Here is a 13084-nt window from a genome sequence, read left to right on the forward strand (position 1 = left end):
CAACAGAGAGAGCGTGAACAGTGAAACACGCTTGGCGGTTTTAGCGTGAAGGTAGCTTGCGAGCTGCTATTCTGAACTGTTTTAGTAGGAATAGCCGGACGGGATACACCGTTCGTTAACAACGATGTTTAAGCTGTAAAGCGATCACTTGTGATGGCTTTAAAATTAGGTGGTACCGCGAAGTCCATTCGTCCTAGTCTAATAGGATGAGTGGACTTTTTTAGTGCCAAAAGAAAGGATGTGCCCCAATGTCAGAAGAACCAACTACTGATATGCCAACTAAGTATGATCCGACCGCCGTGGAAGCGGGTCGTTATCAGACTTGGTTAGACCAAGATTTATTTAAGCCTTCGGGCGACAAGAAAGCTAAACCCTATTCAATCGTGATTCCACCGCCAAATGTTACGGGTAAGCTGCATTTAGGCCACGCTTGGGATACCACGTTACAAGATATTATTATTCGTCAGAAACGAATGCAAGGTTTTGATACTTTATGGTTACCAGGAATGGATCATGCCGGCATTGCCACGCAGGCAAAGGTTGAGGCCAAACTGCGCGAACAAGGGATCAGCCGTTACGATCTTGGTCGTGAGAAGTTTATTCAACAAGTTTGGGATTGGAAAGACGAATACGCGTCGATTATCAAACAACAGTGGGCTAAGATGGGATTGTCATTGGACTATTCTCGTGAACGGTTCACCATGGATGATGGCCTGTCAGATGCGGTTAAGAAAGTCTTCGTTGATCTTTACAACAAGGGCTTGATTTATCGTGGTGAATACATCATCAACTGGGATCCTCAAGCACGGACGGCTTTGTCTGATATCGAAGTGATTCATAAGGATGATAAGGGTGCGTTCTACCACGTCAAGTACCCATTTGCTGACAAAGACTATACTTTCAATGGTAAACATTACATTGAAATTGCCACGACTCGTCCTGAAACCATGATGGGCGATACCGCCGTTGCGGTTAATCCGAGTGATGACCGTTACAAGGAATTGGTTGGCAAAAAAGTCATCTTGCCATTAGCAGAACGTGAAATTCCAATTATCGCCGATGCGTACGTTGACCCTGAGTTTGGAACTGGAATGGTGAAAATCACGCCTGCTCATGACCCGAATGACTTTAAAGTCGGCAACCGGCATGATTTGAAACGGATTAACACCATGAATGATGATGCTTCAATGAACGCCAATGCGGGTAAATACGAAGGTATGGACCGTTTTGAAGCACGTAAAGCGATGGTCAAGGATCTTGAAGATCAAGATTTGATGATTAAAATCGACCCAATTGTGCATAGCGTTGGGCATTCTGAACGGACTGATGTCCAAGTTGAAGCGCGGCTCTCAACCCAGTGGTTTGTAAAGATGAAGCCACTTGCCGAACAAGCTTTGAAGAATCAAGAGGGTGACGATGCCGTTGACTTTATTCCTAAGCGGTTTGAAGATGCCTTTAAGCAGTGGATGGAAAACATCCATGATTGGGTTATTTCACGCCAGCTCTGGTGGGGACATCGGATTCCAGCTTGGTATAACAAGACGACCGGTGAAACGTATGTCGGTGTTGATGGACCAAAAGATCCAGAAAACTGGGAACAGGATCCAGACGTGTTGGATACTTGGTTCTCAAGTGCACTTTGGCCATTTTCAACAATGGGCTGGCCAAACACTGATGCGGAAGACTTTAAGCGCTATTTCCCAACGAATACCTTAGTGACTGGCTATGATATTTTGCCATTCTGGGTTTCAAGGATGATTTTCCAAAGTCTTGAATTTACAGGAAGGCGACCATTCAAGAATGTTCTTTTACATGGCCTGATTCGTGATGAACATGGTGTTAAAATGAGCAAATCACTCGGTAACGGGATTGATCCAATGGATGTGATTGAAAAGTACGGGGCCGATGCATTACGGTGGTTCTTATCTAACGGGTCGACGGCCGGCCAAGATGTGCGGTTCAGCTATACAAAGATGGATGCTGCATGGAACTTTATTAACAAGATTTGGAACGCCAGCCGTTACGTTATCATGAACCTGGGCACCATGGACAAACCGGAATTACCAGCTGCAAGTGACTGGACGTTAGCAGATAAGTGGATCTTGAGTCGTTTGAACGCGACGGTCAAACAAGTGACGACTACCTTTGATAAGTTTGACTTTGGTGAAGCTGGTCGAGCCTTGTACAACTTTATCTGGAATGACTTCTGTGACTGGTATATCGAAATGAGTAAGGAAGTCTTGACCGGTGATGACGCTCAAGCCAAGGCCAATACCCAAAACGTGTTAGCCTATGTCTTGGATCAAATCTTACGGTTATTGCACCCAATCATGCCATTTGTGACCGAAAAGATTTGGTTATCAATGCCACACGTTGGTGAATCCTTAGTAGTCGCTGCTTATCCTGTTGACCATCCTGAATTTGATGACGAAACGGCGGAAAGTGATATGGCCTCACTTATTGAATTGATTACGGCCGTTCGGAGCATTCGAGCAGAAGCTAATGCGAAGATGTCATCAGCCGTGGATCTATTAATTAAGACGGACAACACTCGGTTACAAGCTGTTTTCAAAGCTAATGAAGATTATATTCAACGGTTTGCACATCCGAAGACACTGTCAATTGGCGCCGACGTGGTTGCACCGAAGTTAGCCATGACACAAGTGATTAGTGATGCGGAAGTTTACATTCCGTTAGCTGAACTTGTTGACCTCGATGAAGAAGTCAAAAAACTTGAAAAAGAACAAGCCAAGTTTGAAAGCGAAGTCGCACGGGCGACGAAGAAGTTAGGTAACGAACGCTTTGTTGCCAATGCCCCTGAAGACGTCGTTAATAGTGAAAAAGAGAAGTTAGCGGACAATCAGACAAAACTAGCTGCCTTAAAGCAACGTTTAGTTGATATTAAGGCTGAAGCTTAATTTGCGATAATGGTTAACTGAAATGTGTGTTACTGGTAAAATGGTAATCGTCCCGTTTTGGGATGGTTACCATTTTATTATTAAAACGTAAAATATAAGGGCTCATTAGCTAGAAGTATGGTGAGCAAACGGCCAAATGATGATTCGCGCGGTTTACAGGAAGGAAGACCAACATGATTGACACTTATTCAGCAGCATTAGCCTTTATTCACGGCCGGACTCAGTTCAAAAAAGCCCCGACACTCAGTCGTATGCGCCAATTCTTACATGAATTGGGTGATCCACAGTTAAAGGTGGCCGGCATTCACGTGGCGGGGACCAATGGCAAGGGGTCGACGGTTGCGAATTTACGCGAATTATTTATGGCAGATGGGCTAACGGTGGGAACTTTCACGTCGCCGTTCATTGTTCGCTTCAATGAACGGATCAGTGTTGACGGCACCCCCATCAGCGATGAAGAACTTGTTGGTCTGGTGCAACAGATTCAACCGATCGTTGCCAAGCTTGACGCGACATTGGCAAGTGGGGGCCCCACAGAATTTGAGATCATTACCGCAATGATGTTTCTTTACTTTGCTGCTCAGCCAATCGATATTGCCATTATTGAAGTTGGGTTGGGTGGGTTATACGATTCTACCAATGTTTGGACACCAGCCGTTAGTGTGATTACTACGATCGGTTATGATCATATGCAAATTCTAGGTAATACATTGACGGCGATTGCGACTCAAAAAGCAGGTATCATTAAGACGCAGGTGCCGGTAATTGTTGGTAAATTACCGGCTGAAGCACAGCAAGTGATGATTGATACCGCCATGAGCAAACGGGCGCCGTTGCGGACGTTGGGAGTTGATTTTACAACCAAATTATTACCGCCCCAAGGCTGGCAAGAACGGTTTAACTTTGACGGGTTAGAGGCGCATTTTAAAGACTTGACAACTCCGCTACTGGGAGACTATCAAGTTGATAATGCGGCCGTTGCAATAGCGGCGTACCTAACTTACCACCAAGCGACTCAGCTACCCGTGGTCACTAGCGACGTCAAAGCGGCTGTGGCAGCAACACAATGGCCTGGCCGTTTCGAACGCTTGAATCAGGACCCACTGATCATGATTGACGGTGCGCACAATGAGCCGGCAGTAACTGAATTAGCAGCTACTTTGAGTGAGCGATTTGGACAGCAAACCGTTTATGTCATCTTTGCGGTCTTAGCGGATAAGCAGCATCAACAAATGATTCAGACCTTGGGCGCATTACCTAATGTTCAATTACGGTTGACACAATTCGAAGGCCCGAACGCAAAACGTCCAGCGACCGACCCGACGATGTTGGCACATGAAATGCCAAATGGCCGGACCGCTGAAGTATTTGATAATTGGCAAGCTGCCTTGATGCAGACACTCCAAGAAATGTCGAGTGATGATGCGTTATTACTAACGGGGTCGCTGTACTTTATTAGTGACGTACGGGCTTATTTCAAGGATGGCAGCGACTCAGAAACTGATTAGGGGCTGACACGGATGCTTAGAAGACAATTGCGCAAGAAATAATACTGCGTCCCTGGTACTGATATTATCAAAGATGATTGTGAGTTAACTGAAAAAATTGCGTTAAAATGTCGGTGAATTAATGGTTAGCCGGTCACTTTACGAAACTACTAGGTAGAAAGGGTGGTTTCAATGACGATGATCAGCGAAGAACAAATACCGACAGCACAAGTTCGTGAATTAATGCAAGCCTACTTTGGGACGTTTTTACCCAACGACGCGGTGACTAGCGCGATGCAGGCCTTTGAGCGTGAGTACCCGATAGAGGACGCTATAGAGTGGTTACATGAGTCGTCTGAAAATCCGCGCTGGCAAGGTTTAATCGTGGCGCTCAAATGTGGGCAACTATTACCCCGGCCAAGTCGATTAATTTTGGGGCAGGTATATGGTAGTGAACAACTGGGAGCCGTTTTAGCACGGGACTTTGCCAACTTAGAGCAGGAACAGTTGCAATTGTTATGCTTAGATACGAAAAATCAAGTGATCAAACGCCAGGTCGTCTTTCAGGGCACGCTCAATAGTTGTCCGGCTCAACCGCGGGAAATTATTAAAGTTGCCCTAACGACACCGACTGCCCGGGTCGTTATTGCACATAATCATCCGAGTGGTGATGTGACGCCGTCAAAAAAAGACGTTGAATTTACCAAGCGGTTACAACTGGCTTGTGAACTGATGGGGTTACCGCTCTTGGATAGCTTTATTATCGGTGTAAACGATTACTTTAGTTTTGCCGAGCAGGGCGTGTTAAATTGTAATACGGATTCGTAACAGAATGTGGTAAAATAACGGGGTTAGGACCGATAATTTAATCGGCCTGATCGCGTTTTTTTGTTAAATTTTATCTAAGTTAAATAGTGGGACTGTATTTTTCATTAATTTACGGTATGCTAGGACTCAGGCAATGCTTTTTTAATGCAGTGCGACTATGCTATAATACTTACTATTATGACTAAATAAAAAATTAAATTTGTTAATGATGAAGGGATGAATGTAGTGTTCGGATTTGGGACAAAGAATATCGGGATCGATCTCGGTACGGCCAACACAATTGTGTACGTTGACGGCAAGGGCATCGTATTACGTGAACCATCCGTAGTTGCGAAGAACACGAAAACTGGTGAAATTGTATCAGTTGGTTCAGAAGCACGGGATATGATTGGGAGAACCCCAGCAAGCATTGTGGCGATTCGGCCAATGAAGGATGGCGTTATTGCGGACTACGATACGACCGTTGCGATGATGAAGTACTTTATTCAAAAGACACTCGGCCGCTCAAATGGTAAGCCATACGTCATGGTTTGTGTACCAAGTGGGGTTACCGAAGTTGAAAAGCGGGCCGTTATTGATGCAACACGGGTTGCAGGTGCGCGGGATGCATATGTCATTGAAGAACCATTTGCAGCCGCTATTGGTGCAGGGCTTCCAGTCATGGATCCAACTGGGAGCATGGTCGTTGATATTGGTGGTGGGACTACCGATGTTGCGACAATTTCCTTAGGTGGAATCGTATCAAGTCGTTCAATTCGAATGGCTGGCGATAAGATCGATGACTCAATCATTTACCATGTTCGCCAGAAGTTTAATCTTTTAATTGGTGAACGCACAGCCGAACAACTTAAAATCGACTGTGGCTCAGCTTCTTTGGAAGCCGCTGAAGACTTGGAAGGGTCAACGATTCGTGGACGAGATCTTTTGTCGGGCTTACCAAAGACGGTTGAAATCTCATCTGTAGATGTTTCAGAAGCCATCCAAGAAGTGGTCTCTGAAATTATTTCAGCCATTAAAGAAACCCTTGAAGAAACTTCCCCAGAAATTGCCTCTGACGTAATTGACCACGGGATTGTTTTGACCGGTGGTGGTGCCTTATTGAAGAATCTTTCCGAAGTGATTGCGGACGAAACCAAAGTACCGGTTTTCATCGCTAACGAACCGCTTGACTGTGTTGCAGTTGGGACCGGTGAATCACTCAAGAGCATCGACGTTATGAAAAAGCGATAACAGGTGAGCGGGAAGACGTCTTCCCGCTTATTTATTGTTAAATCATTGAATTTTCGACCGGGGGTTCATTATGCAAAAGTTTTTTTCTAACCGAAAACTAGTGATTGCGATTGTCGTGTTCATTATTAGTTTCGGCTTGATGAGTGTCTCAGTAGCCATTCGTGATAAGAAATCGACACCACCATTGATCCAACAATTCGGAAACGATGTGGCTGGTGCGGTTGACCGGGTGATTGCTTGGCCAGTCAATGGCTTACAAAGTGCGACCAACTCAGTTTCTGACTTGTTGAACACCTATCAAGAAAATCAAAAATTGAAGAAGCAAGTTGATCAACTGGCGCAGGCCAAGGTTAGTGCCCAGACGACGCGTGCGGAAAACAAGCAGTTACGCAATCAGTTGAAACTAAATAATTCGTTATCTGATTATACGACGGTGACCGCCAATGTTTTGACGCGGACACCATCATCTTGGATGAACCAACTCGTGATCTCTAAGGGTGCGACATCCGGTGTAAAGAAGAATATGCCTGTCATGTCACAAAAGGGTTTAATTGGCCGGGTCGTGGAAGTTAACCAAACGAATTCTAAGGTTGAATTAATTTCTAATACGAGTTCGTCTTCGAATAAGTTTGCTATTCAGATTACGAATAGTGCTGGTAAGACTGTTAACGGGATTATTTCAGGTTATGATAAGAGCAATAATCTTTTAGAGATGGGTTCCGTGACGTCTAACGTTAAAATCAAAAAAGGCGATAAAGTCGTGACGAGTGGTTTAGGCGGCAATACGCCGAAGGGACTTTATGTCGGCACGGTTGCTAGTGTCAAGCAGGATGATTACGGGCTAGCATCCGAAGTGGAAATCACACCCGCAGCGGACCTTAGTGACTTAACAGTTGTGACGGTCGCTGAACAATAGGGAGGTGTAACGGTGCGTTACTCAAGATTAAAAATCATCTTTCCAATTGGGTTATTTGTTGCACTCTTTTTAGACGGCTCGGTGTCAAATGTTTTTGCCGGTAAACTATTTAGTTACCCGTACGCCAGTGTCTTACACCTAGTTTTACTGTGGATTGTCTTCGCTGTCTTTTTAGATGACCGTGATAATCTGTCGGTTGGAATTTGGTCTGCATTCGTGGGCTTGGTGTTTGACTGGTACTATACTGGGATTTTAGGCGTTTACATGATTGGCTTACCGTTGGTAGTCTATATATGTCGACAAATCAAGCCATGGATCGACCTGAACTTTTTAACGTTACTGATGATCTATATTATTAATTTGACCATTTTGGAAGCATTTACGTATATTTGGTACACGATGAGCCATGTGATCTCTAGTGGGTTAGCAGACTTTGCGGTGTACACGCTAGGACCGACGATTGCGGTCAACCTAGCCATCTTTGTCATATTATATTATCCAATGCGTCGGTTATATCTGAGTGTTAATTAGTCGGCAGAAAGGAATTCTAACATGCAACAGAGTGTAGTTTTAAAGGCCAGTAATGACGGCTATGAACTGATTTTACGGCAAGAAGCAAGTTTCGATGATATTATGGTCGACTTGAAGGTCTTGTTGGATCGGTTGCAGGCTGATAATACGACTGATAAACAAATCTCGTTTGACCTGGATACGGCTAGTCGACTACTGACTGCGGAACAAAATCAAAAAGTGACACAGTTGATTCAACGATATCCGTTATTCAGTATTCATAAGCTAACGGCAGATGTTATTTTGACGGCGGATGCTTTAGCGATGATTGAACGTGATACGGTGCATCTGGTTAATCAGATTATTCGCAACGGTCAGGTCGTTGAGATTACGGGGGACGTGTTGTTCTTCGGTAAGATCCATGAAGGTGGGGTGCTCCGGGCGACGGGTAGTATCTTTGTGATGGGTGAGGTAAACGGTGCGCTTGAGGCCGGTTATCCCGATCACAATGATGCGGTGATCGTTAGCCCCTTAGCGACCGTCCCGCGGGTTCGAGTCGGTGAATTGTTAGAATTAGTGGACCTTGAAAAAGTTGTTGATGGGACGAACGTCGTCTATATTAATGACATTCAAGCGTTGGACTACCAGCCGCTCCAGCAATTAAAACGGGTACGACCGAAGCTATTTACTCGAAATGGAGGACGTGTTTGATGGGAAAAGCAATTGTCATCACCTCTGGTAAGGGTGGGGTCGGCAAAACGACCACTACGGCCAATTTAGGGACGGCCCTTGCTTTGATGGGCAAGAAAGTTTGCTTAGTTGATTTAGATATTGGATTGCGGAATTTAGACGTTATTTTGGGTCTCGATAACCGGATCCTTTATGATATTGTGGATGTAGTTGCCGGTCGTGCTCAAATACGGCAGGCGTTGGTCAAAGACAAGCGGTTTGATGACTTATTGTTTTTATTGCCAGCTGCACAAAATGCGGACAAGGATGCATTGAATCCTGACCAAGTTCGGGCAATCGTAGACGAGTTGAAACCAGATTTTGATTACGTTTTGCTCGACTGTCCCGCCGGAATTGAACAAGGTTTCATGAATGCGATTGCTGGTGCGGATGCGGCTATTATCGTCTCGACACCCGAGATTTCAGCAATTCGTGATGCGGATCGGGTCGTTGGCTTATTGGAACAATATCCGTTAGCCGAAGCACCTAAGTTAGTGATTAATCGAATCCGGACGCGCATGATGCAAGATGGTGAGACGATGGATATTGATGAAATTACGCATCACTTATCGATCGACTTGCTAGGAATCGTTTTCGATGACGATGCCGTCATTCGGACTTCAAATAACGGTGAACCGATCGTTCTTGATCCTAAGAATCCAGCCTCACAAGGCTACCGCAACATTGCCCGCCGAATCGAAGGTGAAACGGTGCCATTAATGAATTTGGATACACCTAAACCGGGTGTTTGGTCACGAATCGCCGGAATTTTTCATCGTGGCAAGTAAAAAAGGCTTGACGGTTGATTAATTTTCGATTAGTATGAACTCAACATTAAAAAACAGGGAACAGAAGAGTAGTTGTAAGGACCTTGCCGAGCGAGTTATCGATGATGGGAAGATGACCAAGGATTACAACGAACCACATCTGTGAGTTGGACAGCTGAAGTTAGTAAGCTGTTTCGGTTGGCCTCGTTAGCGGCGGAGTTTAGTGATAAACTCGTTGAGATTAGTTGTGTGAGCAACTAGTGAATATGAGGTGGAACCGCGATTAAATCGTCCTCTTAGTCATGCTGGCCTAAGGACGATTTTTTTATTATCACAAAACTCCCTGAGGTAATAACTGTGAAGTTATTACGAAGTGAGGTGGCACCACGGATAACCGTCCTCTTGAGTATTCGACTCAAGGGGACTTTTTTGTGTACTTGAGTCGTGACCGATTAGTGGACGCAGGACAATGTGACCTATAAATTTGGGAGGGAAAGTACATGCAGTATATTTTAGAAATTTTGCCATCATTATTATCCGGTGCCGTTATGACACTGAAAATTTTCATTTGGACCCTGATTGGGTCGCTACCATTGGGGTTAGTTGTTGGTCTGGGATTAATGTCTAACTTCAAGCCGCTGCAATGGTTATTGCATTTCTACGTTTGGTTAATGCGTGGTACCCCGTTGTTACTGCAATTAATCTTTGTCTTTTACGGCTTACCGTTGATTGGGATTGTTTTTCCACGGTACTACGCCGCGTTATTCGCATTTATTCTGAACTACGCGGCCTACTTCGCGGAAATCTTCCGTGGTGGGTTACAGTCGATTGACAATGGTCAATATGAAAGTGCACGGGTCTTGCGGCTGAGCTACTGGCAGACGATTCGTAAAATCGTTATTCCCCAAGTGATCAAAATTGTTTTACCGTCAGTTGGCAATGAAGTCATCAACTTGGTCAAGGATTCATCGTTAGTTTATGTCATTGGTCTCGGCGACTTGTTACGTGCCGGTAACGTTGCGACAGCGCGCGATGTTACTTTGGTACCCTTAGTATTAGTCGGAATCATTTACTTAGCACTGACAGCCGTAACGACTTTTGTGCTTGGACGAATCGAAAAACACTACAGTTACTGGAAATAGGGAGGCCATCATATGTTAGAACTAAAAAATATTACAAAAAGCTTTGGTTCACGGACAATTATTAAGAATTTGAATTTAACCGTTAAGGATGGCGAGATTCTAAGTATTGTGGGCCCTTCAGGTGCTGGTAAGACAACGTTATTACGCTGTATTACGGGGCTTGAAAAGGTGAATGCCGGTGAGTTCTTAGTCGACGGCCAACCATTTGACCCCTATACTAATCGGAGTAACGATAGTGTGATTGGTGTTGTATTCCAAAATTTTGAATTGTTTCCCAATTTAACAGTCATGCAGAATATTACTTTAGCACCGACCACGGTCTTAAAGCAGTCTAGCGCAGAAGCAGAACAGCAGGCGCAGACATTATTAGATCGTTTGAATCTCGGTGATCACGCTGACCAGTATCCTTTCGAATTATCAGGTGGTCAAAAGCAACGAGTGGCGATTGCCCGGGCATTAGCCATGAAACCGAATGTCTTATGCTATGATGAACCAACTTCAGCACTTGACCCGAACTTACGACAGGAAGTTGAAAAGTTGATTTTAGGCTTAAAGGCTGATGGTATGACTCAAATTGTGGTGACCCATGATTTAACCTTTGCTGAAAATATCGCGGATGAAATGTTCCACGTTGAACCAACCAAGAAGCAATAGGGGGGCGTCAGAATGAAGAAAAGATTATTTGCACTCAGTTTGATCGTTGTGATGCTCCTGGGTATGGCAACGACGTTAAGTGGCTGTGGTCAAAATGTGACTAAACGCGCTGATACCCAAGATACTTGGTCTAAAATCAAGAAACGCGGTTACGTTGTCGTTGGTTTGGACGACAGTTTTGTCCCGATGGGCTTTCGCGAAAAGTCCGGGAAACTAGTTGGTTATGATATCGACCTCGCCCGGGCCGTCTTTAAGTTGTACGGTATTAAGATCAGCTTTCAAACGATTGACTGGTCCATGAATGCGACCGAATTGCGCAATGGCACAATTGATTTGATTTGGAACGGCTACACGAAAAATCCCCAACGTGAAAAAGTGGTGGCTTTCAGTAATACTTATTTGAAGAACAAGCAAGTCCTCGTTTCTTTAAAGAAAAATCATATTAACTCATTTGACGATATGACTGGTAAGACGTTGGGTGTTCAGTCAGGTTCTTCGGGCTATGAGTCATTGGAAAACAATCCGAAACTGCTGAAGGATAAGATTGCTAAGAAAACGCCAGTTCAATACGATACCTTCACGAATGCCTTCCTCGACTTGAATGCTGGACGAATTAAAGGGCTCTTGATTGATAGCGTCTACGCGAGCTATTATATTAAGCACGAAGCGAACTCTGCGGATTACCAAGAAACGCAAGGCACCTTTAAGTCGGAAGACTTCGCAGTTGGGATGCGTAAGGGTGACAAAACGATGAAACGCAAAATTAATGCCGGCCTAAAGACGTTGAAGGCTAACGGAACGTTAGATAAGATCAACAAGAAATGGTTTGGTAATCAAAAAGTTGAAAACTAACGTGACGTGGCAGGACTTGTCATTCAGTGACCCCAGTTATCGGTGAGCAACTAATCATAAATAGGCTTTCCAAGACGGACGATGTCTTGGAAAGCCTATTTATATTGGCACGCAGACAAACTGGGATTGAAGGCTTAAACTTATACACGAAAAATTGTTGAAAGGTGCCGCTATAAGGCCAAAAACAACCAGCTAAGGCCCGCTGGAAAAAGTTCGAGTTTTGCATAAACTTGCTTGGCTAGCGTCGTCCTAAGCCGACTTCCAGGCATTTCGGCCAATTGCTGGAACGCGGTGGACACAGATTTAAGCCGAAGACCACGTCTTAAATACTGGTCTTCCACTAACCAAGCAAAGAACGCTTGCTAAGTGGAATTTCACCGCTGAGCATTGGCCGAAATGCCTTCCAGTCGGGACAGTATACGAATGGCGAACGAAGATGTACCTAACTTGTGATGGACTTGTCATTACTTTTTATAAACGATAACTTTGTCAAGCAACGGTCAGACAGAAAATGATATTGTTATGGTTCACTATTTCTGAACCAATGTAGCAATAATTGAACTTCTCGATAAACATAGAGATTTACACCTGACGCTTTATTTGAAGCTCCGGTATTAAAAGACCAATTACACCAAGTTAAGTGGCCGTTAATCAGCCATTCGAGCGGCTTAACGAAACGCGCGCGGTGACGCTGAATCCTGTGCTTGCTACGCCAACGGACTAATGCCCAAACCGCATTAATCCGTTGACTAGGCAATGCTTAAATTCAACCCGTGATCCCTCGCACACTTTAGACTGGAGGGGTTGGGTGACAATGCTCAGTAGCCAAATTATTCTTAGCTGAAAGTGGGTTGCTTTCGGCTTAGAATAAGACTCGTATTTGAGATGATGAGGGTTGGGCATTAGCTCAAATCGACGTCGGCCGCGTTCCAGCAATTGTCACCCAGCCCCGGAGGTCGGAATAGGACACGTACATGCTGACGAACGAGTATCCGGGGTCAATTGCCGGCACCTTTCAACAACAATTGATGAAAAACACGGCCATAAAAAA

The 13084-nt window shown here is 44.6% G+C and carries 11 protein-coding genes and 2 other annotated features (1 of these 13 running past the window's edge); all 11 genes read left to right on the top strand.

Annotation, left to right across the window (positions count from 1 at the left end; genetic code table 11):
- Positions 1 to 199, top strand: a binding site (T-box leader); it begins 38 nt to the left of the window's first position.
- Positions 200 to 248: 49 nt separating this feature from the next.
- The 11 genes from ACWQAU_RS13065 to ACWQAU_RS13115 all read left to right on the top strand — a co-directional run bounded on the left by ACWQAU_RS13065 (position 249) and on the right by ACWQAU_RS13115 (position 12033).
- The gene (locus ACWQAU_RS13065; RefSeq protein WP_011101712.1) at positions 249 to 2918 is read left to right on the top strand and encodes a valine--tRNA ligase; all 2670 of its coding nucleotides are present in this window, start codon (positions 249 to 251) and stop codon (positions 2916 to 2918) included.
- Positions 2919 to 3091: 173 nt separating this feature from the next.
- Positions 3092 to 4426: a bifunctional folylpolyglutamate synthase/dihydrofolate synthase gene (locus ACWQAU_RS13070; RefSeq protein WP_003641485.1), complete on the top strand. Its 1335-nt coding sequence runs from the start codon at positions 3092 to 3094 to the stop codon at positions 4424 to 4426.
- Positions 4427 to 4597: 171 nt separating this feature from the next.
- Entirely contained in the window at positions 4598 to 5233 is a 636-nt protein-coding gene (locus ACWQAU_RS13075; RefSeq protein ID WP_027821953.1) for a JAB domain-containing protein, read from the top strand.
- 225 nt (positions 5234 to 5458) lie between these two features.
- On the top strand, positions 5459 to 6463 hold the full coding sequence (locus tag ACWQAU_RS13080; protein WP_003644642.1) for a rod shape-determining protein: 1005 nt from the start codon (positions 5459 to 5461) through the stop codon (positions 6461 to 6463).
- Between the two features lie 70 nt (positions 6464 to 6533).
- Positions 6534 to 7379, top strand: a complete 846-nt coding sequence (gene mreC, locus ACWQAU_RS13085) for a rod shape-determining protein MreC (protein ID WP_027821954.1) — start codon at positions 6534 to 6536, stop codon at positions 7377 to 7379.
- 12 nt (positions 7380 to 7391) lie between these two features.
- Positions 7392 to 7910: a rod shape-determining protein MreD gene (mreD, locus tag ACWQAU_RS13090; RefSeq protein ID WP_003641489.1), complete on the top strand. Its 519-nt coding sequence runs from the start codon at positions 7392 to 7394 to the stop codon at positions 7908 to 7910.
- A 21-nt stretch (positions 7911 to 7931) separates the two neighbouring features.
- A complete protein-coding gene (locus ACWQAU_RS13095; RefSeq protein WP_003645400.1) occupies positions 7932 to 8600 on the top strand; it encodes a septum site-determining protein MinC in 669 nt (222 codons plus the stop codon).
- A complete protein-coding gene (gene minD, locus ACWQAU_RS13100; RefSeq protein ID WP_003641491.1) occupies positions 8600 to 9406 on the top strand; it encodes a septum site-determining protein MinD in 807 nt (268 codons plus the stop codon). The genes ACWQAU_RS13095 and minD overlap by 1 nt, the downstream gene beginning before the upstream one ends.
- A 47-nt stretch (positions 9407 to 9453) precedes the next feature.
- Positions 9454 to 9684 (top strand) — a binding site (T-box leader).
- 201 nt (positions 9685 to 9885) lie between these two features.
- On the top strand, positions 9886 to 10527 hold the full coding sequence (locus ACWQAU_RS13105; protein ID WP_003641492.1) for an amino acid ABC transporter permease: 642 nt from the start codon (positions 9886 to 9888) through the stop codon (positions 10525 to 10527).
- Positions 10528 to 10539: 12 nt separating this feature from the next.
- On the top strand, positions 10540 to 11181 hold the full coding sequence (locus tag ACWQAU_RS13110; RefSeq protein ID WP_003641493.1) for an amino acid ABC transporter ATP-binding protein: 642 nt from the start codon (positions 10540 to 10542) through the stop codon (positions 11179 to 11181).
- A 12-nt stretch (positions 11182 to 11193) separates the two neighbouring features.
- Complete coding sequence (locus tag ACWQAU_RS13115; RefSeq protein WP_003641494.1) at positions 11194 to 12033, top strand: amino acid ABC transporter substrate-binding protein; 840 nt, start codon at positions 11194 to 11196, stop codon at positions 12031 to 12033.
- Positions 12034 to 13084 lie beyond the last annotated feature (1051 nt).

Source organism: Lactiplantibacillus sp. 3062 (assembly GCF_055413545.1).

Coding starts and splice junctions, on each gene's coding strand:
- ACWQAU_RS13065 (WP_011101712.1), top strand. CDS start 249: ATGTCAGAAGAACCAACTACTGATATGCCAACTAAGTATGATCCGACC.
- ACWQAU_RS13070 (WP_003641485.1), top strand. CDS start 3,092: ATGATTGACACTTATTCAGCAGCATTAGCCTTTATTCACGGCCGGACT.
- ACWQAU_RS13075 (WP_027821953.1), top strand. CDS start 4,598: ATGACGATGATCAGCGAAGAACAAATACCGACAGCACAAGTTCGTGAA.
- mreC (WP_027821954.1), top strand. CDS start 6,534: ATGCAAAAGTTTTTTTCTAACCGAAAACTAGTGATTGCGATTGTCGTG.
- ACWQAU_RS13095 (WP_003645400.1), top strand. CDS start 7,932: ATGCAACAGAGTGTAGTTTTAAAGGCCAGTAATGACGGCTATGAACTG.
- minD (WP_003641491.1), top strand. CDS start 8,600: ATGGGAAAAGCAATTGTCATCACCTCTGGTAAGGGTGGGGTCGGCAAA.
- ACWQAU_RS13105 (WP_003641492.1), top strand. CDS start 9,886: ATGCAGTATATTTTAGAAATTTTGCCATCATTATTATCCGGTGCCGTT.
- ACWQAU_RS13110 (WP_003641493.1), top strand. CDS start 10,540: ATGTTAGAACTAAAAAATATTACAAAAAGCTTTGGTTCACGGACAATT.
- ACWQAU_RS13115 (WP_003641494.1), top strand. CDS start 11,194: ATGAAGAAAAGATTATTTGCACTCAGTTTGATCGTTGTGATGCTCCTG.